Source organism: Roseibium aggregatum IAM 12614, from assembly GCF_000168975.1.
GTDB classification, from domain to species: Bacteria; Pseudomonadota; Alphaproteobacteria; order Rhizobiales; family Stappiaceae; genus Roseibium; species Roseibium aggregatum.
Genome location: NZ_AAUW01000006.1, coordinates 265,158 through 287,405 on the forward strand (window position 1 = coordinate 265,158; position 22,248 = coordinate 287,405).

The 22,248-nt window shown below is 58.7% G+C and carries 23 protein-coding genes, 1 tRNA gene and 1 pseudogene; 16 read left to right on the forward strand and 9 right to left on the reverse strand.

All coding sequences use genetic code 11. From position 1 onward, the window contains the following. Positions 1–69: 69 nt before the first annotated feature. The 3 genes from SIAM614_RS10395 to SIAM614_RS10405 all read left to right on the forward strand — a co-directional run bounded on the left by SIAM614_RS10395 (position 70) and on the right by SIAM614_RS10405 (position 1,733). Positions 70–146 (forward strand) — tRNA-Arg (locus SIAM614_RS10395). Between the two features lie 271 nt (positions 147–417). Then, positions 418–1,347 (forward strand): ParA family protein, encoded by a 930-nt coding sequence (locus SIAM614_RS10400; RefSeq protein WP_006934275.1) that lies wholly within the window; start codon positions 418–420, stop codon positions 1,345–1,347. 2 nt (positions 1,348–1,349) lie between these two features. Next, positions 1,350–1,733, forward strand: coding sequence for a hypothetical protein (locus SIAM614_RS10405; protein WP_006934276.1), 384 nt, complete (start codon positions 1,350–1,352; stop codon positions 1,731–1,733). Between the two features lie 4 nt (positions 1,734–1,737). Here the strand turns inward: SIAM614_RS10405 and SIAM614_RS10410 are convergent, their stop codons facing one another. Beyond that, positions 1,738–2,178, reverse strand: a complete 441-nt coding sequence (locus SIAM614_RS10410; protein WP_006934277.1) for a TraM recognition domain-containing protein — start codon at positions 2,176–2,178, stop codon at positions 1,738–1,740. Between the two features lie 64 nt (positions 2,179–2,242). After that, positions 2,243–2,497 (reverse strand): annotated as a pseudogene (locus tag SIAM614_RS33525) (IS481 family transposase); the annotation flags it as partial. Between the two features lie 463 nt (positions 2,498–2,960). Between SIAM614_RS33525 and SIAM614_RS10420 the strand changes: the two are divergent. Further along, entirely contained in the window at positions 2,961–3,269 is a 309-nt protein-coding gene (locus SIAM614_RS10420; protein WP_050789366.1) for a hypothetical protein, read from the forward strand. Positions 3,270–3,385: 116 nt separating this feature from the next. Beyond that, entirely contained in the window at positions 3,386–3,892 is a 507-nt protein-coding gene (locus SIAM614_RS10425) for a GNAT family N-acetyltransferase (RefSeq protein ID WP_157139780.1), read from the forward strand. A gap of 139 nt (positions 3,893–4,031) precedes the next feature. Here SIAM614_RS10425 and SIAM614_RS10430 read toward each other — a convergent pair whose 3' ends face one another. The 4 genes from SIAM614_RS10430 to SIAM614_RS10445 form a co-directional block, all read right to left on the reverse strand. Next, entirely contained in the window at positions 4,032–4,280 is a 249-nt protein-coding gene (locus SIAM614_RS10430) for a hypothetical protein (RefSeq protein WP_006934281.1), read from the reverse strand. Positions 4,281–4,511: 231 nt separating this feature from the next. Next, positions 4,512–4,721 (reverse strand): cold-shock protein, encoded by a 210-nt coding sequence (locus tag SIAM614_RS10435; protein ID WP_006934282.1) that lies wholly within the window; start codon positions 4,719–4,721, stop codon positions 4,512–4,514. 427 nt (positions 4,722–5,148) lie between these two features. Further along, on the reverse strand, positions 5,149–5,415 hold the full coding sequence (locus SIAM614_RS33435; protein WP_006934284.1) for a BA14K family protein: 267 nt from the start codon (positions 5,413–5,415) through the stop codon (positions 5,149–5,151). A gap of 165 nt (positions 5,416–5,580) precedes the next feature. Further along, entirely contained in the window at positions 5,581–6,282 is a 702-nt protein-coding gene (locus tag SIAM614_RS10445; protein WP_006934285.1) for a Crp/Fnr family transcriptional regulator, read from the reverse strand. A 124-nt stretch (positions 6,283–6,406) separates the two neighbouring features. Here SIAM614_RS10445 and SIAM614_RS10450 point away from each other — a divergent pair, with 124 nt between their 5' ends. The 5 genes from SIAM614_RS10450 to SIAM614_RS10470 all read left to right on the forward strand — a co-directional run bounded on the left by SIAM614_RS10450 (position 6,407) and on the right by SIAM614_RS10470 (position 12,329). Next, positions 6,407–6,925 carry a FecR domain-containing protein gene (locus tag SIAM614_RS10450; RefSeq protein WP_006934286.1) on the forward strand — a complete coding sequence of 173 codons (519 nt, stop codon included), beginning with the start codon at positions 6,407–6,409 and terminating at the stop codon, positions 6,923–6,925. After that, on the forward strand, positions 6,922–8,808 hold the full coding sequence (locus tag SIAM614_RS10455) for a CHASE2 domain-containing protein (protein WP_006934287.1): 1,887 nt from the start codon (positions 6,922–6,924) through the stop codon (positions 8,806–8,808). Before SIAM614_RS10450 ends, SIAM614_RS10455 begins: the two co-directional genes overlap by 4 nt. Positions 8,809–9,188: 380 nt before the next feature. Next, the gene (locus SIAM614_RS10460) at positions 9,189–10,541 is read left to right on the forward strand and encodes an aspartate aminotransferase family protein (protein ID WP_006934289.1); all 1,353 of its coding nucleotides are present in this window, start codon (positions 9,189–9,191) and stop codon (positions 10,539–10,541) included. Beyond that, entirely contained in the window at positions 10,538–11,626 is a 1,089-nt protein-coding gene (locus SIAM614_RS10465; protein ID WP_006934290.1) for an anhydro-N-acetylmuramic acid kinase, read from the forward strand. Before SIAM614_RS10460 ends, SIAM614_RS10465 begins: the two co-directional genes overlap by 4 nt. 85 nt (positions 11,627–11,711) lie before the next feature. Then, entirely contained in the window at positions 11,712–12,329 is a 618-nt protein-coding gene (locus SIAM614_RS10470; protein ID WP_006934291.1) for a GntR family transcriptional regulator, read from the forward strand. Here SIAM614_RS10470 and SIAM614_RS10475 read toward each other — a convergent pair whose 3' ends face one another. Then, on the reverse strand, positions 12,330–12,734 hold the full coding sequence (locus SIAM614_RS10475) for an MAPEG family protein (RefSeq protein ID WP_006934293.1): 405 nt from the start codon (positions 12,732–12,734) through the stop codon (positions 12,330–12,332). A 94-nt stretch (positions 12,735–12,828) separates the two neighbouring features. Continuing rightward, positions 12,829–14,223: an L-serine ammonia-lyase gene (locus tag SIAM614_RS10480; RefSeq protein ID WP_006934295.1), complete on the reverse strand. Its 1,395-nt coding sequence runs from the start codon at positions 14,221–14,223 to the stop codon at positions 12,829–12,831. Between the two features lie 250 nt (positions 14,224–14,473). Here SIAM614_RS10480 and kynU point away from each other — a divergent pair, with 250 nt between their 5' ends. Then, positions 14,474–15,694 carry a kynureninase gene (gene kynU / locus SIAM614_RS10485; RefSeq protein WP_006934298.1) on the forward strand — a complete coding sequence of 407 codons (1,221 nt, stop codon included), beginning with the start codon at positions 14,474–14,476 and terminating at the stop codon, positions 15,692–15,694. On the opposite strand, the gene SIAM614_RS10490 is transcribed toward kynU, so the two are convergent. Continuing rightward, positions 15,687–17,765: a putative bifunctional diguanylate cyclase/phosphodiesterase gene (locus SIAM614_RS10490; protein ID WP_006934300.1), complete on the reverse strand. Its 2,079-nt coding sequence runs from the start codon at positions 17,763–17,765 to the stop codon at positions 15,687–15,689. The two genes, kynU and SIAM614_RS10490, sit on opposite strands and share 8 nt — an antisense overlap. Positions 17,766–18,182: 417 nt before the next feature. Between SIAM614_RS10490 and kynB the strand changes: the two genes are divergently transcribed. From kynB to SIAM614_RS10515, 5 genes are all read left to right on the forward strand, one after another. Continuing rightward, a complete protein-coding gene (kynB, locus tag SIAM614_RS10495; protein ID WP_006934302.1) occupies positions 18,183–18,821 on the forward strand; it encodes an arylformamidase in 639 nt (212 codons plus the stop codon). Positions 18,822–18,890: 69 nt separating this feature from the next. After that, a complete protein-coding gene (locus SIAM614_RS10500) occupies positions 18,891–19,661 on the forward strand; it encodes an ABC transporter ATP-binding protein (RefSeq protein ID WP_040439813.1) in 771 nt (256 codons plus the stop codon). After that, the gene (locus SIAM614_RS10505) at positions 19,658–20,365 is read left to right on the forward strand and encodes an ABC transporter ATP-binding protein (RefSeq protein ID WP_006934304.1); all 708 of its coding nucleotides are present in this window, start codon (positions 19,658–19,660) and stop codon (positions 20,363–20,365) included. Before SIAM614_RS10500 ends, SIAM614_RS10505 begins: the two co-directional genes overlap by 4 nt. 5 nt (positions 20,366–20,370) lie before the next feature. Then, complete coding sequence (locus tag SIAM614_RS10510) at positions 20,371–21,243, forward strand: branched-chain amino acid ABC transporter permease (protein ID WP_006934305.1); 873 nt, start codon at positions 20,371–20,373, stop codon at positions 21,241–21,243. A gap of 14 nt (positions 21,244–21,257) precedes the next feature. Next, positions 21,258–22,244, forward strand: coding sequence for a branched-chain amino acid ABC transporter permease (locus SIAM614_RS10515; protein WP_006934306.1), 987 nt, complete (start codon positions 21,258–21,260; stop codon positions 22,242–22,244). The last annotated feature ends 4 nt before the right edge of the window (positions 22,245–22,248 follow it).

Here is a 22,248-nt window from a genome sequence, read left to right on the forward strand (position 1 = left end):
AACACGCCCCGCAGCGCCAAGACCGGTCATCGGCAGGTTCGCCCGAGATGACAAGATCTTCGCAAGTACGCACCGGTAGCTCAGCTGGATAGAGCACCAGACTACGAATCTGGGGGTCGGGGGTTCGAATCCTCCCCGGTGCGCCATATTTTCCAATGACTTAGCTCCAAAACCTGTCATTCTTAGTCGCGGAAATGGCTTAGTTATGCACAGAGATTTAAACGAACGAGCCGTCGGTCTCAAGCCTATTCCCAAACGGAAAAGAGATCACCCCCCCCCCCCCCCCCCACACACACACACACACACACACTTTTCCAGCAGGTCAACTAAGTGCTTGCCATCCCAAGGTTGTATTCAAAGGGCGGTATGGTGCAAGAATGATCAGACCATGAATTTTCGTTGTTCGGGGGCACGCAAATGCACGTTGTATCAATCATCAACTACAAAGGTGGTGTAGGGAAAACGTCACTTACGGCAAATTTGGGGGCGGAACTAGCGTGGAGGGGAAAACGTGTTCTACTTATCGACCTTGACGCACAAGCTAGTCTGACTTTTTCGTTCATAACGCCGGACGTATGGCGCGAGAATTTCGAGAACAGTGGCACGATCAAGGGTTGGTTTGACGCACATGATAGTGGGAGCCCAATTTCGCTGGAGGAGCTTGTCGCGTCCCCTGCTCGAATTAGTCAACGCTTAGGACCAGAGCGTACGCTCGACATCATTTATAGCCATCTTGGACTTATAAATGTGGACCTTGAGCTTGCAACTAAACTCGGAGGCGCAAATTTATCACAAGCAAAGAAAAACTTCATTAATGTTCATCGGCGATTGGCCGAAGGGTTGAGGAAGTTTTCGGACGGTGATGTGTACGATGTTGTGCTGATAGACTGTCCGCCAAACTTCAATATCGTAACGAAAACGGCGATTATTGCCAGTGATTTTATTCTCGTACCTACTCGTCCGGATGGGTTGTCAACTCTTGGCATCGATTACTTGATGCGAAGTATTCATGGCTTGGTGAAGGATTACAACGACTTTGTTTCGGTTGATCCTATTGACAGTGTGGAGCCAATCGAGCCCGCCGTGGTAGGGGTGGTGTTCACAATGATACAGGAATACGACAGCCAGCCGATTTCGGCGCAACGCAACTACATTGCTCGTGTTAAACGGGACTCTGGGCTTCCTATTTTCAATTCATATATTAAAAGAAATGACACCTTGTTCGCTGATGCACCAGAGTATGGCGTGCCGGTTGTCCTAACCTCACACAAGAACGATAGCCACCAGAGTGTGGTTGACGGCTTGGAAGAGGTGGCAACTGAATTTGCCAAGATGATCGGAATATAAGAATGGCATCACCTGAAATAGTTAAGCTTCTTCGTGCAATAGCCGATGTAATCGAATGCGGTGATGCGGAGAAGATTAAGGCGGTAACCGATAGTTTATCCGGTCAAGCTAAGCTCTCTCGAGCCTACTTAACCGAAAAGGACAAGTCACGTAATAGTATTGACTTCTCGGAGATTACAAAGAAACTCGTCTCTGCTGAGACGAGAGAAGAAGGTATTAAAATTCTTTCTGACTTTCGACTAACAAGAAAAGCCTTAATTCGTCTCGGTCGAGAGAACAACGTGCACATTGTAAGAGAAGATAAAGTTTCGATTATAGAAACAAAAATCGTCGAGGCCTTAGTTGGGTCAAGAATAAATTCCAAAGCGATCCGTGGAGATAAGTGAGGCATTAACTCAAATTTCTACTCTGAGCGGAAAACACTTTTGATTGCTTACTTCCTACCATCAACTTCAAGAACATCTCAAAGTTAGGCAGTTTGGTCAGATCCGCTGGCGTGGGTACGTTGGCACCAAACTGTCTAGAAACAACAGTTGCATCGGAAGCTCCTAAGCGGAATGACAGCAACGTGCCCACGTTGCCGAAGATTGCTTCTCTTATGGGTTCCTCCAAACGGGAGCTGTATTGGGTGGCTAAGGTGAGACCAAGCCGGTATTTGCGCAGCTCTGAAAGCATGTCAGCAATCGCCGTGCTGGTGAAAGACTGAAACTCATCAAGATACAAAAAGTACTGTTTTCTCTTTGTCTCAGGGATACCGGCTCGGCTAAGAGCGGCCTGTGCCAGGCTGGAGACGATCAAACCACCCAGCACATTGGCTGTGTAAGCTCCCAATCGGCCCTTGGCTAGATTTGTCCGACCCGGAGACAAAGGTAACAGTTTGTACCAGAGACATGGGTTACAACCTCGTGCCGAACGGGTTGTCGATTGTCTGTAGTGTTCTCTGCTCCAGGTCGATGTATCCCAGATCATAGCTCATGAAGCTGATGAGCCAAATTCCATCTTCCACTTCCATGATCCCGAGCTTCTGACCGGCCAGCACGGTCGAGACGTTGATCTTCTTTCGATGCATGCAGATCCGTCCGCAGGCGGTGACCAGGGTGTCCCGGTCATGGAAGGGGTAGTCCAACTCCGGCAGGCCCTGATACGGCCTTACAAGGCGAAGTCGACGACCGGCGGCCTGCCAATCCGGCTTCTTCAAAAAGAATTCATTGAAATAAAAATCGGAAAAATATTTTGCTGTTTGATTATGATTGTAATTTGTGTATTCTATTGCAAAGATGAGTAAGCGCATAAAAAAATAAAAATTCACCCATTCGCTTATTTTTTCATGAAAATACAAAGTTCATAAGTGCAATTTGCAACGTTTGTGTGCTTGCTTTGGGCTGCGACGTTCCAAAACATTTGTGGCCGAAAGAAACGGTCATCGCACATTTTATGGCGCTGATATCTGCTGCTTGCCGTCGCGCATGAGGCTTCATCGGATCAAATCAGTTTGCAGAAGCATTGGCCCGCTCTCCGGTTGAGCAGCCGGTCAAACGTATCTGACGATACCGTTGCTTCACATGGCGGATCTCCGCCGACGAATTCTTCAAAACAAAGGATACCTGATTATCATGACCAGAAAGACGGTCACTAACACCAGCACAGACAACGCTTCAGGCGGCTCTCCGGACCACAGTTTCCGGATAGGGCAGGCCGTGCGTCTGAAAAATGTATTCGGCGGCAAGAGCACGTCAGGTCTGACGTACCGCGTGACAGGCAGGTTGCCCGCCCGCGATGGCCTGCCGCAATATCGCATTCAGTCCGATGGGGAAGCGTATGAGCGCATGACCACGCAGGACCAGCTCGAAGCGGTCAGTGCAGCCGCGCCCGGTTCCAACTCGGCCCTTCTTGAAAAAACATTCGGTTCAAGCCGCCGCTAGGGCAAATCGCGTTTTATCGGAATCGCATCGCGCTCCAGGGTGAGATACCGGTTCTGCCTGAGCGCGAGAAGAGGTATTCCTCGCCTGTCATTTGTCCGATGGAGCAGGAACCTGACGTGCTGGAACTGGTTGAGTTTGATTGCAAGAACGGCCAGTCAGTCGGCTTGCCCAGATGGCGCCTGCGGTCCTTTCTTGCGACTTGCTGGCGGGAAACCTACGACGAACAGTTGGGCGGAGATATAACCTCCGCGTTGATCGCGACCCTTGAGGACGATGGTCTTGGCGGCATTCTGCCAGCAACTGATGAGCGGGTGGTTCTCGTGTTTCGGGGGAGGCAGATCGTTGGAAGCTGCGTTTACGCGGCTCGCGGTTCTGTTGCCTATGTCTGGGGGTGTTACATCAGCCAGGCAGTCCAGAGATCGGGGATCGGACGCAGATTGATCCGGCACGTCCTGTGCGCAGGTTTAAGCACCGAGCGTCTTCAGGTCACCGTGCTATGCGCCAGCAAGGGCGCAATCGCTTTTTATCAATCTCTGGGATTTGCAGTTGTGAAGCGGGGCGAATTCGAACTCTTGCCCGGCTGCAACGAGCCTGCGCTGATCATGGAACTCGCGACGGCCTGACAGTGTGCCATGGGATCTGGGCTAGGCCGGAAAGGCGAACATCGATTGGGGCAGCCCATCCATAGCACCCGGTCGCTCACCTTGCCGGCGGTGCCGGCTGGGGTGTCTGGTGACAGAAGAAGGAACGCCCCGCCTGTCATCAGGCCTTGGGGGCAGCGCGTTTGCGCGGCTTTGCCTTGGCCGCTTTGCCCTTGGCCACAGCGGTTGCCGTGCCTTCCTGGGCCTGGTTTGCCAGTCTTGCAGCTTTCAGCCGGGCCGTCTTGGCATCGCGTGCCGATGCTTCAGCCTCGTTGATTTCGCGTGCAATGCGCCGGGTCGTTTCCGCTTTGCTTTCCGCGGTTTCCCGCCGCGTGCGAAGCGGGTTTTCTTTTTCCTTGGACGAAGTCATCTGCGAATCTCCAACCGGTCAATGGTGGTCTAGAGCGTGTCGCGTTTCTTCAAGATCGCTTTTCTTTGACTGAAATCTGAGATTTCAATGCAAGAAGCGATGCAGGATTTTTCCGGTTAAACGCGATTTGCTTAAAATGCAAAAAGGCCGGGAGTTACCCCGGCCTTTTCTATTCATCCTGCCATCCGGTGCCAGTACATCCGTGGTCACCGGACAGAGTTGGATGCGGAATTAGACTTCCTGAAGGTTGTCAGCAGCGGACTTGCCGGAGCGGCGGTCCTGGACAACTTCGAAGCTTACCTTCTGGCCTTCGACCAGGCTGCGCATGCCAGCGCGCTCAACAGCGGAGATGTGCACGAATACGTCAGACGCGCCATCTTCCGGCTGAATGAAGCCGAAGCCTTTGGTGGTGTTGAAGAATTTTACGGTACCTACAGGCATAACGATTTCCTTACAATCGGTCATGGTAGTTTGCGCGCCTCACTTTGTGCGGGGCGGCGCGGTTAGGTCGACGTTGATGGGAAGATCGTTCAGAACGCGGTAAACCGCGCAGTCACAAAGTTCGACAAACAATATCGATTGCCTATACCTAATTTGAAACCGTGTTCAAAACAAGGCGTATTTGCTGTTTCCGTAAAAAGAATCTAAGGGCCGTCCATCTCGGCAACATTCATTCGTTTTGACCCTGCTTCAGGACAGATTTGGTTGGAAGAACAAGCTTTTGCCGGCGAGCGCCTGTGCGAACTGGTCTCCGGCAGCACGGCATTGGATACGGGCGGGAAGGGGAGCATTCCGGCGAGGCAAGGCTGAAAGACACGTTTCGTGCTGTGCCTGCCTCACCCGGAAATGCGTCCTGTCCCGCCGTGCGTCAGCGGCTGATGAAAGGCGAGGAACATTGCAGACGGGCACCCTGACCCGACTGGAACGTGTTGTCGGACGCGCGATAGGAATTGTAGTGGCCCAGGCACCAGTCGATGTGACGCGTCACGGCCGCATCACGCGCGCCGAAAGCCCACGGATGCTGATAGTCGCGGCCATGATTTTTGCCATGGCCTCCGGCAAAGGCTGCCGGAGCGAAGGTTGTGGTTGCCAGAGCTGCAGCAGCAACGACGGTAAAGAGGGTTTTCCTGAACATTGGGGGCTTCCTTTGCCTGGTGATGGCGAAGCGGTGTTCGCCGGTACCCCCTACGTAGGAGAGATCGTGGGCTGGAACCTGTGACAAGAGACACAGCCCTCGCAGGACCTGTCTGACGACTGGGCGGGGACTGTGTCTGCAGGTGTGGCAGCGTGCTGGAAAGGCTCAGACGAAGTCGGCGACATCCTCCAGACCATCCCGATCGAGGATGATCAGCCAGCCGTCCTTCAGGTCGATCAGGTTCGCTTTCTGGAACTTGCGCAGGCACCGGTTCACGGTCTCGCGCGTATTGCCGATCATTTCGGCAATCTCCGATTGGGAAAGCGACAGTTTGGTCAGCGGCTTCGCCTCGCTGCCAGGCGCCGTCACGGTGATGCGAAGCAACAGGCGGGCAAGGCGTTCGGGCAGGCCGAGAAAACCGATTTCCATCATCCTCTCGTCCGACCGGCGCACCCGTTTGCAAAGCAATTCGATCAGGCGGATGGAAAGGGCCGGATCGCGGTTGAGAACTTCAAGAAGCGATCGTCGTTCAAGCACCACCAGCTTGCAGTTGGTCAGGGCCCTGACATTCGCGGACCGTTCGCCGCCATCAAGCAGGGCGATTTCACCAAAGATATCTCCCGGATGCAGTTCCGACAAAGTGACATCGCGGGCACTGGGTGTCGGCATGGTGATGCGCACCGAGCCTTCCGCAATCGCCATCATGCTCTGCCCAGGCGTTCCCATTTCGAAGATGGCGTCCCCGGCGGTGTAGCGCTTGACATGGGCGAAAGCGGCCAGATCCTTTCGGCTCTGCGCGTCCAGGGCTTCAAAAATAAAGCTCTGTCCAAGGAGCTTTTCTTTGTTCAAACTCTCGTCGGCGGCCATGGTCTCTCTTTCTCGCGTGATAAGCGCAACAACAGAACGTTGGTTACAACGGTTGCCATGTCATACCAAGGTGATATTTGACAATGAAACCCTACCCGAACCTGACAAGCCTATCGGAAATGCAATGTCAAAAAGACGACTGAAACTGGCCGTAACCCTGGTCGGGTTGATGTTCGCAGCATCGGCCTCGGCCATGGCGCAAGATGTGACCGGCTGCGAGCGGACGCAAGTCCAGGATCCGCCAAGGATCGTCTTTCAGTGCGAGAACGGCCTCGTGATCGAAGCCGAAGCCGCCTCTGCCTTCAATATCGACACCGCCGCCGGTGCCGCCCGCCCGGACGAGGTCGATCTTGAAGCCGATGCGATGCTGATCGAGGTCGAACCCGGCAGTGGGCCATTCCAGGTGCGCACACCCCACGCCATCGCCGCCGTGCGTGGCACGATCTATGCGGTCGACGTCGGACCGGAACGGACCTCTGTCTTCGTTGTGCGCGGCCACGTGTCCGTGTCCCGACCTGACGGCTCCGATACGGTGCTGCTCGCCGCTGGCGAAGGTGCGGACGTTGCCCCGGGGCTACCTTTTGCACCAGTCACCTGGTCGGCGGAAAGGGCTGCTGGGCTGTTGTCCCGTTTCGGTCAATGAAACTGAAGCTCTACGCCTGTCTCGTGGCCCTGGTGATGCTGGCAGGTGCCATCTGGGCGGGCGGGCTGGCGCAGAGCCATATCGCCGGACGGGCAAGCGTACTCGACCGTCTGGAAACGGTGCTTCTGGATCTTCGCATTCTGATAAAGGGTCCGCGTGAAGCGCCGCGGGACGTGGTCATCGTGGCCATTGACGACAAGACCGTCACGGCTGTGGGGCAATATCCAGTCGGCAGAAATTTTCTGACAGCGCTTGTTGAAGGGATACGGGACGCCGGTGCGAAGGCCCTGGCCGTCGACATCCTGCTGATTGGCAAAGCGGATGAGGCTGCCGACGCCGGTCTGGCAAAAGCACTCGCCTCGCTGCCCACGGTCATTGCGGCCGGGGGTCAGTTTCCGCTTGAACAAGCCGCCGAGGTTCTGGTGCCCGCCCCAGAAGCCGAACTGCGCCCCTATGAGGCTTTTTCTGAAGTTGCCAGCGTGGGGCTTGTCAACGTCGCGACCGATGCCGGTGGCACACCGCGCCATATTCCTCTCATTTTCAAGACTGGACAGGGCCTTGCCCCGTCATTTGGCATGCTGGCTGTCGGCAAGTTCCTGGGGGCGCCTCCGTCGGTTACGGCCGATGGTATCCGGATCGCCGGACGGGTGCAGCCGCTGGATCTGCACTGGCAGCAGCCGCTAAACTATTACGGCAAGGGCGGTGCGATCAGAACCATCAGCGCACAATCGCTTCTTGACGACTCCGTTGCCGCCAAGGCCGCCCTTGAAGGGCATCTGGTGCTGCTCGGCGTGACGGCGTCGGCAGTAGGCGACCGGTTTTCCACACCGTTCGACCCGATCCTGCCCGGAGTGGAGGTGCTGTCGACGGGGGTTGCCAACCTGCTGGACGGTTCGGTGCTGCTGCGCGACAGCCGGGTCCGCCTCTGCGATGCAATTGCCGCCGTCTCCATCACGCTGCTTGGTATGGCCGTCGTCGTTTTTCTGCCCTTGGCCAGCGCAACCATTGTCTATCTGCTTCTTCTTCTGGGCTGGCTGACGGCCGCGGTCATCGCGTTCAACCAGGACATCTGGCTGAACGCGGCGTTGCCGATTGCAGCAAGCGTGCCACCGGTCATCGCCCTGGCTGTGCTGCGCGAGGGCTTCGACTGGTTTCGGGTGCGCCGGCTGGTGGCCGCCCGTGAGGCCCTTAGCCGGTTTCAGGCCCCCGATCTTGCCCGGCGCATCGCCGATGATCCCGATTTTCTGCAGGTCCCGCGAGAGCAGCCCGTCGCGATCCTGTTCATCGATCTGGCCGGATACACCACGCTTTCGGAAAAACTGGGCCCGGCGCGCACCCGCGATGTCTTGAAGGCCTTTCACACGCTGGTGGTCAACGAGGCGGCTCGCAACAGGGGGCTGGTTCTGGATTTCATGGGCGACGGCGCCATGATCGGCTTCGGCATTCCGGACGCCGCCCCCCGGGACGCGGAGGACGCCTGCCGCTGTGCCTTCGATCTTGTTGGCGCGGTGCACGACTGGATAATGGCATCCGGCCTCAATGCAGATATTCGCGAGGTGCGTCTTGGCGGCCATTACGGTCCGGTGGTGCTGTCGCGCCTCGGCCATGAAAACCAGCAGCAGATCGCCGCCACCGGCGATTGCGTCAACGTCGCCAGCAGGCTGATGGAGGTCGGCAAGGCACGCGGCGCTTCGATGGTTCTTTCCTCGGCCCTGACGTCGGCAGCTCGGAGTGCAACGGGCAACATTCTCCGGGAGGCGCTGGCAAGGCCGCCGCGTCTGGAGGCGGTTGCCATCAGGGGCCGTGTGCAGGAACTGGAGGTAGCGCTCTGGACGGCGGACGAAGCGGTGCGGGAGCGGAGCGGGATTTCCGCGACGAACTGAATGTGCTTTGCGCAATCAATCACCTGGAAAAGGCGTACGGGCGGAAGCTTTCTGCTCCCGCCCGACGTGCGCACCGGCCACCTGCTTGTGGCGAGCTTCGGCCGGTGATGCGTCCGTTTCAGCGGACCGACGGTCAATAGCTCGGCCACGTCCCGCAGACATGTGACGAGCCGTACACATAAAGAAGCGTTCTGCGGCTGATCGGATGCCTTGACGATTGAGACAGGCGCCCACCGTTTTGCGTTCCATCCGCAGGGAAATTCCTCAAAGCAATCTCTTCAATTTTGTCAGGCTATGGCCTACCGTGAGCCGCACTGCGCAGGAGCTTTCGAGTCGCCTGCGGCCCGATCTTTCCAACCGCATTTGAGACGAGACCCTCCATGGCACAGTTGCCGAATTCCCTTGAAGCCCGCGATATCGCATTTCAGCTCCATTCCTACGCCGACGCCCGTCGTCAGGAAGAAACGGGCGCACTGGTGATCGACAAGGGCGATGGCATTTATGTCGAGGATATCAACGGCAAGCGCTACATCGAAGGCATGGCCGGTCTGTGGAGCGTTGCCGTCGGCTTTGGCGAAAAGCGCCTGGTGGAGGCCGCTGTCCGGCAGATGGAGAAGCTGCCCTACTACCACACCTTCACCTACAAGACCCACGGACCCTCCATCGAACTGGCGGAAAAGCTGGTCGAGATGGCGCCCGTGCCGATGTCGAAAGTCTATTTCACCAATTCCGGATCCGAAGCCAACGACACGGCAATCAAGCTGATCTGGTACCGGTCGAACGCCCTTGGTCAGCCGGAACGCAAGAAGATCATCTCGCGTATGCGCGGCTACCATGGTGTGACGATCGCTTCCGCCAGTCTCACGGGTCTGCCCAACAACCACCGCTCGTTCGATCTGCCGCTGCCGCAGATCCTGCACACCACCTCTCCGCACTACCGCACCATGAAAAAGAATGGTGAGAGCGAGGCGGAATTCGCAAAGCGCTGTGCGCAGGACCTCGAAGACCTGATTCTGGCGGAAGGCCCGGAAACGATCGCGGCCTTCTTCGCCGAACCGGTCATGGGTGCTGGCGGCGTTGTCGTACCGCCGGACGGATATTGGGAAGCGGTTCAGCCGGTCCTGAAGAAATATGACATTCTGTTCGTCGCCGATGAGGTCATCTGCGGGTTCGGCCGGACCGGCAACATGTTCGGCACGCAAACCTACAACCTTCAGCCGGACATGATGACGCTCTCCAAAGCCCTGTCGTCTTCCTACCAGCCGATTTCCGCGCTGCTGATCAACGACAAGGTGTATCAGCCGATTGCGGACGAAAGCCACAAGATCGGCGTGCTCGGCCACGGCTACACCGCCAGCGGGCACCCGGTTGCCGCTGCCGTTGCGCTGGAGAACCTGAAGATCATCGAAGAGCGCGATCTGGTCGGCCACGTCAAAGCCATTGCGCCGACCTTCCAGAAGCGTCTTGCCGGTCTTGCGGAAAACCCGCTGGTGATCGAAACCCGCGGGATCGGTCTGATCGGTGCGGCGGAACTCACGCATGAAGCGCTGGCGGCAACGCCCGGAGCGCTGGGTGCAAAGACCAATGCAATGTTCCACGAAAAGGGTCTGATTTCGCGCAACATGCTGGATGCCATGGCGTTCTGTCCGCCGCTGATCATTACCGAAGCCCAGGTGAACGAGATGTTCGACATTGCTGAAGCCGGTCTGAAGGCAGTTCAGGACAGCATGTGAGCGGCGCCTACTCCATTCTGGGAACCATCTCCGGCACGTCCGCCGACGGCATCGATCTGGCCTGGATCGAGACCGACGGCCGGACGGTCGCCCGCTTCGGCCCGGCGGAGACCGTCAGCTACCGGCCCGATACAAGGCGCCGGGTGCTGGACGCGGCTGCGCGCAAGGGAACCGGGCGGGAGACCTGGCCGGAGATAACCGCAGCCGTTACCCGCGATCATGCCGAGGCGATCCTGGCTTTTCTGGCTCAGCATGGCCTGTCGCCCGACGCTGTGGTGTTTCATGGTCAGACCGTGTGGCATGACCCGGCAAAGGGTGAAACGGTGCAACTGGGCGATCCGCAGTCGCTGGCAACCGATCTCAACGTGCCGGTGATCGGAGACGTGCGTCTGGCCGATATGGCCGCCGGAGGGCAGGGGGCACCGCTGGTGCCGGTCTATCATCAGGCCCTCGCCAAGACATTGGTCGGAGAAAACCTGGAGCCGCTTTGTTTCCTGAATATCGGCGGTGTTTCCAACCTCACCTATATCGAGGGCGACAAGCTGCTCGCCTTCGACATTGGCCCGGGCAACGCGTTTCTGGATGACTGGATCCACAAGCATGGCGCGGGTGACTACGATGCAGGCGGCGAGATTTCGGCCAGGGGAACGGTCGATGAAGACCGCCTGCGCACGGCATTGACCCATCCGTTTCTGACCGAGCCTGGCCCGAAGTCTCTCGACCGCTACAGCTTCTCCGGTGCGTTCGCAGAAGGCCTCAGCCTTGAGGACGGTGCAGCAACGCTGCTTGCTTTCACCGCAGAAGCGATTGCCGCATCGGAACAGCTATTGCCGCAGGCTCCGAAGCTCTGGCTGGTCTGCGGTGGCGGTCGACACAATCCGGTTCTGATGAAGGCCCTGTCGGAACGACTTGGCGGACAGGTCGTTTCAGCGGACGAATACCGCATCGACGGAGACGCCCTGGAAGCCCAGGCAATGGCGTTTCTGGGCGCCCGTCTGAAGGCCTCTTTGCCGACCACCTTTCCGGGAACGACCGGCGTCCGCCGGCCTGTCGTCGGCGGCAAACTCTATCAGCCCGGCAAATGAACAGTGACCAAGGATCGAGCATGAGGCGCGCGTACGGCACCTGCATTTGCTTGCACCCGCCCGTGCTTGCCGCTAACCAGACATCATGAACGGATCTGAAATCTACCAGCGGCTGATCGGCCTCATCGAGGAGCGGGTCTTGAAACCCGGTGACCGCTTGCGCGAGGCGGACCTGGCGGAAGAGTTCGGCGTGTCCAGAACGCCGATCCGTGAAGGGTTGAAACGGCTGGAGGCGCAGGGCCTTGCCGTACATGAACCCAACCGCGGCATGGTCGTGCCGACACTGGATCATGGCCAGATCAACGAAGTCTATTTCATGCGGGAAATTCTGGAAGGAACCGCAGCCGGGCTTGCCGCCAAACATGCGTCCAAGCCGGAGGTGGAGATCCTGCAGGATCTCGTCACCGCGGACCGCAAGCGCATTGCCGACAAGGACAGTCTGGTGCGCTCCAACCGCGAGTTTCACCGTCGTCTGTGCCTGGCGTCGCACAACCGATATCTGGTCGACCAGATCGACCACCTGCGTCTGTCGCTCATCCTGATGGCGGGCACCACGCTGGACACGCCCGAACGGCGCGAGACGGCGGTCGAAGAACATGCCGCCATTGTCGATGCGATTTCCCGGGGGGACTGTGCGGCCGCGGAAGCCGCTGCCCGGCTTCACATTGCCCATGCGCACAAGACACGGCTGCAGCAGATCTGATCAGACGTTCAAGATCCAGCCTGCCGATTGCAGCACCAGTATCAGCGCCGCAGCGGTGAGAACGGTGAACGTCAATCCCATTCCCGCGATCCGGAACTTAAGCGGCTCCGGCTCCTGGCTGACACTGTAGGCGTGCAGGGCCCGGCCGATGAGCAAGGCGAGACCGAGGGCCCAGAGCAGCCACGGTGTGGTGCCCGTCAGCTCCAGCATCAACATCAGGAGCAGGGCGAGCGGAGTATATTCGGCAAAGTTGCCATGGGCACGCATGCGCCTTTGCAGTCCGCCATGGCCACCATCACCCAGACCGATGCGTTCGCTCTTGCGCACACCGATCACCCGGATGCTCAGCGCAATATAGAAGAGTGTCAGAAGGCCCGCGAAAAACGGTGTGATGTAAACTGTCATGTCGGCCCTTTGAAGGAGAGGTCCGGCGGACGGCAAGTGGCGCCGGGCATGCCTCAGGCAGTCCCCGGGTTTACGCTTTGCCGAAACCTGCGGATCAGCATTCGACTATGTTGACGGCCAGTCCGCCTTTGGACGTTTCCTTGTATTGCTCCATCATGTCCATGCCGGTCTGGCGCATTGTCTCGATGCAGCCATCCAGCGGCACGAAATGAGAGCCATCGCCACGAAGCGCGAGGGAGGCGGCCGTGACAGCCTTGACCGCGCCGAGGGCATTGCGCTCGATGCAGGGAACCTGCACGAGGCCTGCGATCGGATCGCAGGTCATGCCGAGGTGGTGTTCCAGGGCGATTTCCGCCGCATTCTCGATCTGCTCGTTCGTGCCGCCAAGCGCCGCGCAAAGACCGGCGGCGGCCATGGCGGAGGCCGAACCGACTTCCCCCTGGCAGCCGACTTCAGCTCCCGAGATCGAGGCATTTGCCTTGATGATGCCGCCAACGGCGGCCGCCGTCAGCAGGAAGGTGCGGATGCCGGCCTGGTCGGCTCCGGGGCAGTGGTCGAGATAATAGCGGGTCACGGCGGGGATAACCCCGGCCGCGCCGTTGGTCGGTGCCGTCACGACACGGCCCCCGGCCGCGTTTTCCTCGTTCACGGCCATGGCGTAAACGCCGAGCCAGTCGACGACGTTATGCTCGAAAGGTGGGTTGGTGCGGCCTTCGCGGATGAGCTTTTGGTAGATGTCGGCGGCTCGGCGTTTCACCTTCAGGCCACCTGGCAGGATGCCGGTCTGCGAGATACCCCGGTTGATGCAGGAATCCATGGCCGACCACAGCCGGTCGATACCCTCTTCCACTTCAGCCTGGGGTTTGTCACTGCATTCGTTGCGCAGCTTCATCTCGGCAATGGAGAGCTCCGCTTCCCGCCCCATCTCCAGCATCTGCTTCGCGCTGGCAAAGGGAAACGGCACGTCCTGCTTGGCAAGTTCGTTGACCGGTTCGTTGCTGGTCTTGCGCAACTCGGATTCGCTGACCACAAACCCGCCGCCGATGGAATAATAGACGAAGGTGTCGATGACAGAGCCGGCCGCATCCAGCAGGTGAAAGGTCATGCCGTTGGCGTGAAGGTCCAGCGGCGGGCCATAGTCGAAAATGACGTCCCGCGACGGTTCGAAATGCAGCTCGGGCAGCCCGTCTATCTTCAGCCTTTTGGTCTGCTCCAGCTCTTCCAGCATCGGCTCGACCTTGTCCGGGTCGATGGAATCGGGCCGGGCCCCCAGCAGTCCAAGACACACGGCCTTGTCCGTCGCGTGACCCTTGCCCGTAAAGGCCAGTGATCCGTGCAAGGTCACGGTCAGGCGTATCGCGCGGCTTTCCGCACCGGACAGGCCCCGCAACCGGTCAAGGTAGCGGTGAACGGCAACCATCGGCCCGACCGTGTGAGAACTGGACGGCCCGATGCCGATTTTGAAAATGTCGAAGACGCTGATGAACATCTCTTGAACCGCAGTTATGAAGATGCGCCGGCTCTACCGGTGCTTTGAGGTCACGCTAACAGATAACGCCCGGTTGGCCTTCATTCAAACGGGCATTTTTGTGTTATTTGCGACATGTCGCCGAAACAGACGTTTTCGGCTGCCGCTTTCAACCGGATCAAACGGTTCGCTGAAACAGTTGTTTGCGAAATCCCGCTTTGATAGCTTGCGGCTTCCTTTCAAATGCAACTATCCGACAAAAGAGCTACTCATGACCTCGCAGCACCCGGCCGACATCGCAGATGGTCTGGCTTCCAAAAAGCAAGCGTTTCAGATCCCGGACGGGGTAATCTATCTGGATGGCAATTCGCTCGGTGTGCTGCCGAAGCACGTGCCTGCCCGTATCGCGAAGGTGATCAGTGAAGAGTGGGGCAACAGCCTGATCAGGGCCTGGAACACCCATAGCTGGATCGATCTGCCCACCCGCACGGGGGACCGGATCGGCAAGCTGATTGGCGCTCCGGCCGGAACGGTCGTTGCCTGTGACAGCACCTCGATCAATGTGTTCAAGGTGCTGTTCGCGGCCCTGTCGCTGCGGCCGGACCGGAAGGTGATCCTGTCCGACAACGGCAATTTCCCGACCGATCTTTATGTTGCTTCCGGGCTGACCAGGTTGCTCGACAAGGGATACGAGCTGAAGGTCGTCGATCCGGAAGCGGTCAAGGATGCCATCGGCAAGGACGTTGCGGCGGTGATGCTCACCCAGGTGGACTATCGCACCGGCCGGCTTCACGACATGAAGGACCTTACCCGCACGGCTCATGATGCCGGCGCTCTTGCCATCTGGGATCTTGCCCACTCGGCCGGTGCGGTCCCGGTTGACCTCAGCGGTGCCGGTGCGGATTTCGCCGTCGGTTGCGGATACAAATACCTGAACGGTGGCCCGGGAGCGCCGGCGTTCCTCTATGTTGCTCCCGAACATCAGGACAAGGTGACGTCGCCGATGACCGGCTGGATGGGGCATGAAGCACCGTTCGCGTTCGATCTCGACTACCGTCCCGTTGCCGGCATTAACCGGATGACGGTCGGCACCCCGGCCATACTCGCGCTTTCAAGTCTTCATTCGGCCCTCGACGTGTTCGAAGACGTCGACATGGTGGAGATCCGCCGCAAGTCCGTGTCGCTCAGCGAATTATTCATCGCCGAAGTCGAGGACAAATGTCCGCAGTTGACGCTCGCCAGCCCACGTGACCCGGAGGCCCGCGGCAGTCAGGTGTCGTTCCGTTTTGCGGAAGGCTACGCCGTCATGCAGGCGCTGATCAGCCGAGGTGTAATCGGCGACTTCCGAGCGCCGGACGTCATGCGCTTCGGCTTCACACCGCTTTACCTGTCGCATCAGGACATTGTCGATGCGGTCGGAATTCTGAAGGACATTCTGGAGACGGAAAGCTGGAACCGGCCGGAGTTCAAGACCCGCGCGAAGGTTACATAGCCGCGGCGCGGATCTGGGCCTGAAGCATGTCGACGAACTGTTCTTCGGGTACCGGTTTGGAATAGAGGAAGCCCTGGAAACGGTTGCAGCCGTTTTCCGACAGCCAGCTCCGTTGTTCGACGGTTTCCACGCCTTCGGCAACGACTGTGGCATCAAGTGCGGTGGCCAGCGACAGGATCAGCCTGACGATGGCGCCGCCCGTGGCGATGTCGTTCATGAACATCCGGTCGATCTTGATGCCGTCGATCGGATAGTTGTGCAGATAGGCCAGGTTCGAATAGCCGGTGCCGAAATCATCGATGACGATCCGGTAGCCTGCCGCCTTGAGCTTCATCAGGGTCTCATAGGCGTGCGGAATGTCACCGAGCAGCACACTTTCGGTGATTTCCAGCGAGATCTCGTTCGCGTTGCAGGCCGTTTCCTTTGGCAGGTTCTCCATGCGGGACAGGAACTTCGGATCAGATAACTGCTTCGGTGACACATTCATCGACAGCGGAACGGACACATCCAGCAACTTGAGCCGGGACTGCATGTCGGCAACGTTACGGCTGACCCAGGTTCCGATTTCGTTGATGAGTCCCGTTTCCTCGGCAACCGGTACGAAGTCGTCAGGACTGACCAGTCCCCTTTCGGGGTGCTGCCAGCGCAGCAGGGCTTCGGCACCGACGATCCGCTGGCTGCGGGTGCAGGCAATCGGCTGATAATAAAGCAGGAACTCATTTGCGCGGATCGCGCGTTCGAGATCCTTCTTCAGGGACAGGTGCTTGTCCCGAATCTTGCGCATGAATTCCTTGTAGCGGACGCATTTGTTCTTGCGTTCCGACTTTGCCTGGTAAAGCGCAAGGTCCGCATGACGCATGAGCTCATCGATATCGCTGCCGTCCATCGGATAATGGACGTAGCCGATGCTCAGCCCGACATGGCGGGGCTTGCCTTCGATCATCTGCGGCGTTGCAAAGGCCTGCAGAAGGGCCTGTCCGAACCAGTCCGGCCGCGGGCTTTCGGGCGAAGACAGGTGGCAGATCAGAAACTCGTCACCGCCAAGGCGTGCCACGATGTCGTTGTTGCCCGCCAATTCCTTCAGTCTGGAGGCGACAAGTTGCAGGAGATGGTCGCCTGCAGCATGGCCAAGCGTATCGTTGACCATCTTGAAGTCGTCCAGATCCACAAGGTACAGCGTTGCGATCAGATCGTTTTCCTGCGCCGTCTGTCTGACCTGCAGCAGACGCTCTTTCAGGTAGGTCCTGTTCGACAGGCCCGTCAGCGCGTCGTGACTGGCAAGGTATTGCGCCCGTTCCTTGGTCTGATGAAGCTCGGTGACGTCGATCTCGCTCAACAGGAAGGCCGGCTTTCCTGTCACGGCGTCGTGGCAGCGGCGGATGGTGATTTCATGCCAGCGCAAGCCGTCGCATGTGAGCACTTCAGCCACGAACTTGGTGGTGGCCTTTTCACTCAGGACACCCATCACCTTCCTGGCCAGCGCCTTGTCGATGAAATGGTCCCACAAGGTGCATTCAAGATCGGTGCTGGCGGCCCGGGCGGCCGTGTTGCGATAAAGCGGGTTTCCGTCTTCGGAGAAAAGCGAAATCATCACCGTGGTGTGCATCAGCGCTTCGGCGCTTCGCAGCGTCTCCGGCTGTTGCTCATGATGCGGCCGGCCTTCGCACAAAAGCGCCATGCGCCCGTCATTCAGCCGGATGCCGCTCATGACGACCTGCAGAACCTCCGCCTTGCCCTTTGGGTAGAGGGTCCAGATCTCCGAAAAGCTCACGTCATGTTTGGTGAAGTCCTGCTGGTACTGGCGCAGGCGCTGTTCCACGGAGTGTGACATGTCAGATCCCATGTCGCGCGACCGTAATTCTTCCAGCGAATCGGCATCGGTAATCTCGAGCGCCTTGCGATTGGCCCACAGCATACGTTTCTCATCGAAATCGAAAATCCAGACGCCGGTGTCGAGACGGTCGTAAATGGAAAAGATCAAATCCTGATCAATCTTGCCGTCAGCGGGTACAAAAGCCGGGGCCGCCTTCTTTTTTTCGGTTGCCCGCTGCGACAGGGATAGGTCGGACATATGTGACAGGGTCGTTCTCCAGGATGAACGCAATCAACATCAAAACTTATGACGGGCGGGGCCGTCTGTTCGTGTCCGGCAACGCGACTTCGTGACTCTGCACAAGTGTATGGAACACGAATATATCATTCAATTTAAAATCCAGAAAACCGCTGACAAACTTAACGGGACAAGGTGATACTTTCTGTTTGTGGTTGTAGACTGCCGTCGATTGAACACAGTCACAGCAAGTTCACGAACTATTTTTTGCGAGAACTTACATACCCTTGCTGGCGTTTCCGGTGCCGGGAAAGGTCGCTTCCCGACCAGGTTGTGACAGGCGTCAGTCGCTCGCAAACGTGTTAATTCAATTGTAGAACACTTGAAGACCATGGTTGTTTCTCAACGTTTGAAACGCTGCAAATGCCTTTCAGAAGGATGGTTGACGTGACGGACCTCTTTGACATCACGCCTCCGGTCCGACCGGGGATAGCTGTCTACCCGGGCGATGCGCCTTATCGTGCCTCCTGGACGGCGAGGATCTCGGCGGAGTGTCCGGTAAATGTTGGCGAGTTCTCCATGTCGAGCCATTGCGGTGCCCATGCCGATGCACCGCTGCACTACGATGCGAACGGACGCCCGATCGACCAGCTCGACCTGCATGATTTCATAGGCCCGGCGCGCCTTCTTGATGCGCGGGGACCCGGTCCGCTCTGCCTGCCCGAAGAAGTGGAAGCTTCCCTGGAGGACTGTCCGCCGCGCGTGCTGGTGCGGCTGGCCGATGAGCGGGATGTGACCGTCTGGCCTCAGGGTTTCAGGGCTCTGGCGCCCGAAACGATGACCCTGCTGGCGGACAGAGGGGTGAAGCTGATTGGCGTAGATGTGCCCTCTGTCGACCCGGATACTTCGGAAATCTTGCCCAGTCACGGGATTGCGTGTTCCCGCGACATGCTCATTTTGGAAAATCTTGCTCTTTCTGCAGTGGAACCCGGTGATTATGAGTTGATTGCGCTGCCAATGAAGTTAGAAGGGCTGGACGCTGCGCCGGTTCGGGCCATTTTGCGCCCGCTCCGCTAATCCCGGAAAACGGGAACGCGCAGAGGAAATAAGAAAAAGGCTGACCGTGGGGAGCGGCAAGGAGCGTGAATGCTGGAGCTTGATCAGCTCGTAATGGATTTCAGCGGATTCAGGGCGGTGAATGGCTGCTCGTTCCGCGTCGAGGAAGGCAGTATCACCGGATTGATCGGCCCGAACGGAGCGGGCAAGACAACGCTTTTCAACCTGATCGCAGGGGCGTTGCAGCCGACGAGCGGCCGGATCCGGTTTCTGGGCGAGGACGTCACCAGCCTGGCCAGCCATGAGCTGTTCCACAAAGGACTGGTGCGGACCTTTCAGATCCCGCATGAGTTTCACAAGCTGACGGTCCTGGAAAACCTGATGATGGTGCCGCCGTCGCAGCCGGGTGAAAGCCTGTTTTCGAATTGGCTTGCCTGGGGGCGGGTGAAGGCGGCGGAAGCCGAGGTTGAGAAAAAGGCCTATGAGACCCTGGCGTTTCTGGAGCTGACTCACGTGGCGCACGAGCCCGCCGGTAATCTGTCCGGCGGCCAGAAAAAGCTTCTGGAACTGGGCCGCACCATGATGACCGATGCCAGGCTCGTGCTGCTGGACGAACCGGCGGCGGGCGTCAACCGCACGCTTCTGCGCAAGCTCGAAACCAAGATCGAGATCCTGAACAAGGAGCGCGGCTACACGTTCATCCTGATCGAGCACGATATGGAAATGATCGAGAAACTCTGCGATCCCGTTGTGTGCATGGCCGAGGGTCGGGTGCTGATCCAGGGCGATTTCCAGATAGTGCGTTCCAATCCGCAGGTGCTGGAAGCCTATCTGGGCGAGACCACGGGAGATGCAGCATGACAGCTCTTCTTTCCATGGACCGCATCACCGGAGGCTACGGCGATGCGGACATCCTTCAGGACGTCTCCATGCATGTGGACGAGAACGAGATTGTCGTCATCGTCGGCCCGAATGGCGCCGGCAAGTCCACCGCCATGAAATCCGTCTTCGGTCTTCTGACAATCCGCGGCGGCCGCATGCTGTTTGATGGCGACGACATCACCGGCTGGGCGCCCAACCGCATCGTCCAGCGCGGCATCTGCTACGTGCCGCAGGTCGACAACATCTTCCGCGAGATGTCGATCCACGAGAACCTGGAAATGGGTGGTTTTCTGAAGAAAGGCGACCTCAGCGCCGCCTACGACCGGGTCTACACCCTGTTTCCGGACCTGAAGGAACGCCGCAAGACGCTTGCCGGTGCCCTGTCGGGCGGGCAGCGCCAGATGGTGGCCATGGGCCGTGCCTTGATGCTCGACCCGAAGCTTCTTCTTCTTGATGAGCCGACCGCCGGGCTTTCGCCCAGATACATGGAACAGATCTTCCAGATCAGCCGGGATGTGCGCGACACCGGTGTCGCCATTCTCCTGGTTGAGCAGCATGCCAAGCAGGCGCTTGCCTTTGCCGACCGGGGCTATGTCCTGGCCGCCGGCAAGAACCGCCACGAAGGCAGCGGGGCCGATCTTCTGGCCGACCGTGAAGTCGCTGAAATGTTCCTGGGGGGCTGAGCGGTATGGATTTTCTTGAGCTCATCAATTTCTACGTCATTCCGGGCATCGTGCTCGGGTCGATCTATGCGCTTGGCGCGGTTGGCATCACGCTGGTCTTCGCCATTCTGCGCTATGCCCATCTGGCGCACGGCGATCTGGCGACGCTGGGCGCTTTCATCGCGTTGGCGGTCGTCACGGGCCTTGGCGTTTCGCCGCTGGTGGCTCTGCCGATTGCCATCATCGCAACCGCCGCCGTTGCCGTCGGCATCGACAAGGTGTTCTACGAACATCTGCGCGAGCGGCCGAAAATCGTCACCGTGATGGCTTCGCTCGGCATTGCCCTGATGATCCGCGCCGTGGTGCAGGTGGTCTGGGGTGTCGATACCGAAACCTATTCGCGCGGGATTGTCCGTCCGGAAAACTATTTCGGCCTGCGCATCCGCGACCGCGAAATCCTGACGGTCATCGCCATGATCGCGCTTGTCGGCGGGCTGCAACTCTTCCTGACGCGCTCCAAATGGGGCAAGGCCATGCGGGCCATGTCGGACAATCCCAATCTGGCTTTGCTGTCGGGCATCGACAATAAGAAGGTCGTGATGCTGACCTGGGTGATCGTCGGCGGTCTTTGTGCCGCCTCGGGCGTCTTTCTCGGGCTCAACACCGAGCTGAAATCGATGATGGGCTGGCAGATGCTGCTGCCGATGTTCGCCGCCGCCATCCTGGGCGGCGTCGGCCGGATCGAGGGAGCCGTGCTTGGCGGGCTTGTTGTCGGCATCGCCGAAGAGCTGTCGGTTCTGGTGATCCCGAGCGAATACAAGGCCGCGATGGCCTTCGCCATCCTGTTGTTCATGCTGCTTGTGCGCCCGACCGGGCTGCTCAAGGGCAAAGTGCTGTAAGGGGGGAGGAGAAAATGGAATATCTCGGTCTTCTCAACTACGCCCTCTTCATGGCGATCTTCATCGGCATCTACGCGCTGCTGGCGCTGGGGCTCAACATCCAGTGGGGTTTCGCGGGCCTTTTCAACGCGGGCATTGCCGGATTTTTCGCGGTTGGCGCCTACACGTCCGCGATCCTGACGACGGAACATGCCGATGGCCGCATCGGCGGCTTCGACATGCCGTTCTTCGTCGGCTGGATCGGCGCGATGATTGCCGCCGCTCTGGTGGCCTGGCCCATCGGCAAGATCTGTCTGCGGTTCCGCTCCGACTATCTGGCGATTGCGTCCATCGGCATTGCCGAAATCATCCGTCTGGTGGTCAAGTCCGAAGCCGTTCTGACCAACGGAGCCAGGGGCATTTCCGGCATTCCGCGTCCGGCGGCAGAATTTCCGTCCATGGCGCAGGAAACCGCCTACCTGGCATCACAGGCAGCTTATCTTGCCATCGTGGTCGTCGTGCTGGTTGCGGCCTATCTGCTGGTGGAACGTCAGTTCAATGCTCCCTGGGGCCGGATGATGCGCGCCATTCGCGACAATGAAGGCGCGGCCAAGGCGATGGGCAAGGACGTCGAGTTCCGCCGCCTGCAGGCCTTCATCTTCGGTTCGGCCCTGATGGGGCTGGGCGGAGCGCTGTTCGCGCATTTCAACCGCTCTATCACCCCGGAAGCCATCGACCCGATGGTGGCAACCTTCCTGGTCTGGATCATGCTGATCCTGGGAGGCAGCGGCAACAACCGGGGGGCCATTCTGGGCGCCGCGGTGGTCTGGATCATCTGGTCCATGTCGGAAATCGCGACCGACCGCCTGCCCACGGAATATGCCATACAGGCGAAATACATTCGCCTGTTCCTGATCGGCCTGATGCTGCAGCTCGTGCTGCGCTTCCGTCCCGAAGGCCTGCTGCCGGAACCTCTGAGAGGCGACCGGCGGGCACCAAAATCCGGTGCGGATCACACTTAGATCC

Bases quoted from the DNA above. Each gene is read 5' to 3' on its own strand.
- SIAM614_RS10400 (WP_006934275.1), top strand. From the start codon at position 418: ATGCACGTTGTATCAATCATCAACTACAAAGGTGGTGTAGGGAAAACG.
- SIAM614_RS10405 (WP_006934276.1), top strand. From the start codon at position 1,350: ATGGCATCACCTGAAATAGTTAAGCTTCTTCGTGCAATAGCCGATGTA.
- SIAM614_RS10420 (WP_050789366.1), top strand. From the start codon at position 2,961: ATGACCAGAAAGACGGTCACTAACACCAGCACAGACAACGCTTCAGGC.
- SIAM614_RS10430 (WP_006934281.1), bottom strand. From the start codon at position 4,280: ATGACTTCGTCCAAGGAAAAAGAAAACCCGCTTCGCACGCGGCGGGAA.
- SIAM614_RS10435 (WP_006934282.1), bottom strand. From the start codon at position 4,721: ATGCCTGTAGGTACCGTAAAATTCTTCAACACCACCAAAGGCTTCGGC.
- SIAM614_RS33435 (WP_006934284.1), bottom strand. From the start codon at position 5,415: ATGTTCAGGAAAACCCTCTTTACCGTCGTTGCTGCTGCAGCTCTGGCA.
- SIAM614_RS10445 (WP_006934285.1), bottom strand. From the start codon at position 6,282: ATGGCCGCCGACGAGAGTTTGAACAAAGAAAAGCTCCTTGGACAGAGC.
- SIAM614_RS10450 (WP_006934286.1), top strand. From the start codon at position 6,407: ATGTCAAAAAGACGACTGAAACTGGCCGTAACCCTGGTCGGGTTGATG.
- SIAM614_RS10455 (WP_006934287.1), top strand. From the start codon at position 6,922: ATGAAACTGAAGCTCTACGCCTGTCTCGTGGCCCTGGTGATGCTGGCA.
- SIAM614_RS10460 (WP_006934289.1), top strand. From the start codon at position 9,189: ATGGCACAGTTGCCGAATTCCCTTGAAGCCCGCGATATCGCATTTCAG.
- SIAM614_RS10470 (WP_006934291.1), top strand. From the start codon at position 11,712: ATGAACGGATCTGAAATCTACCAGCGGCTGATCGGCCTCATCGAGGAG.
- SIAM614_RS10475 (WP_006934293.1), bottom strand. From the start codon at position 12,734: ATGACAGTTTACATCACACCGTTTTTCGCGGGCCTTCTGACACTCTTC.
- SIAM614_RS10480 (WP_006934295.1), bottom strand. From the start codon at position 14,223: ATGTTCATCAGCGTCTTCGACATTTTCAAAATCGGCATCGGGCCGTCC.
- kynU (WP_006934298.1), top strand. From the start codon at position 14,474: ATGACCTCGCAGCACCCGGCCGACATCGCAGATGGTCTGGCTTCCAAA.
- SIAM614_RS10490 (WP_006934300.1), bottom strand. From the start codon at position 17,765: ATGTCCGACCTATCCCTGTCGCAGCGGGCAACCGAAAAAAAGAAGGCG.
- kynB (WP_006934302.1), top strand. From the start codon at position 18,183: ATGGTTGACGTGACGGACCTCTTTGACATCACGCCTCCGGTCCGACCG.
- SIAM614_RS10500 (WP_040439813.1), top strand. From the start codon at position 18,891: ATGCTGGAGCTTGATCAGCTCGTAATGGATTTCAGCGGATTCAGGGCG.
- SIAM614_RS10505 (WP_006934304.1), top strand. From the start codon at position 19,658: ATGACAGCTCTTCTTTCCATGGACCGCATCACCGGAGGCTACGGCGAT.
- SIAM614_RS10510 (WP_006934305.1), top strand. From the start codon at position 20,371: ATGGATTTTCTTGAGCTCATCAATTTCTACGTCATTCCGGGCATCGTG.
- SIAM614_RS10515 (WP_006934306.1), top strand. From the start codon at position 21,258: ATGGAATATCTCGGTCTTCTCAACTACGCCCTCTTCATGGCGATCTTC.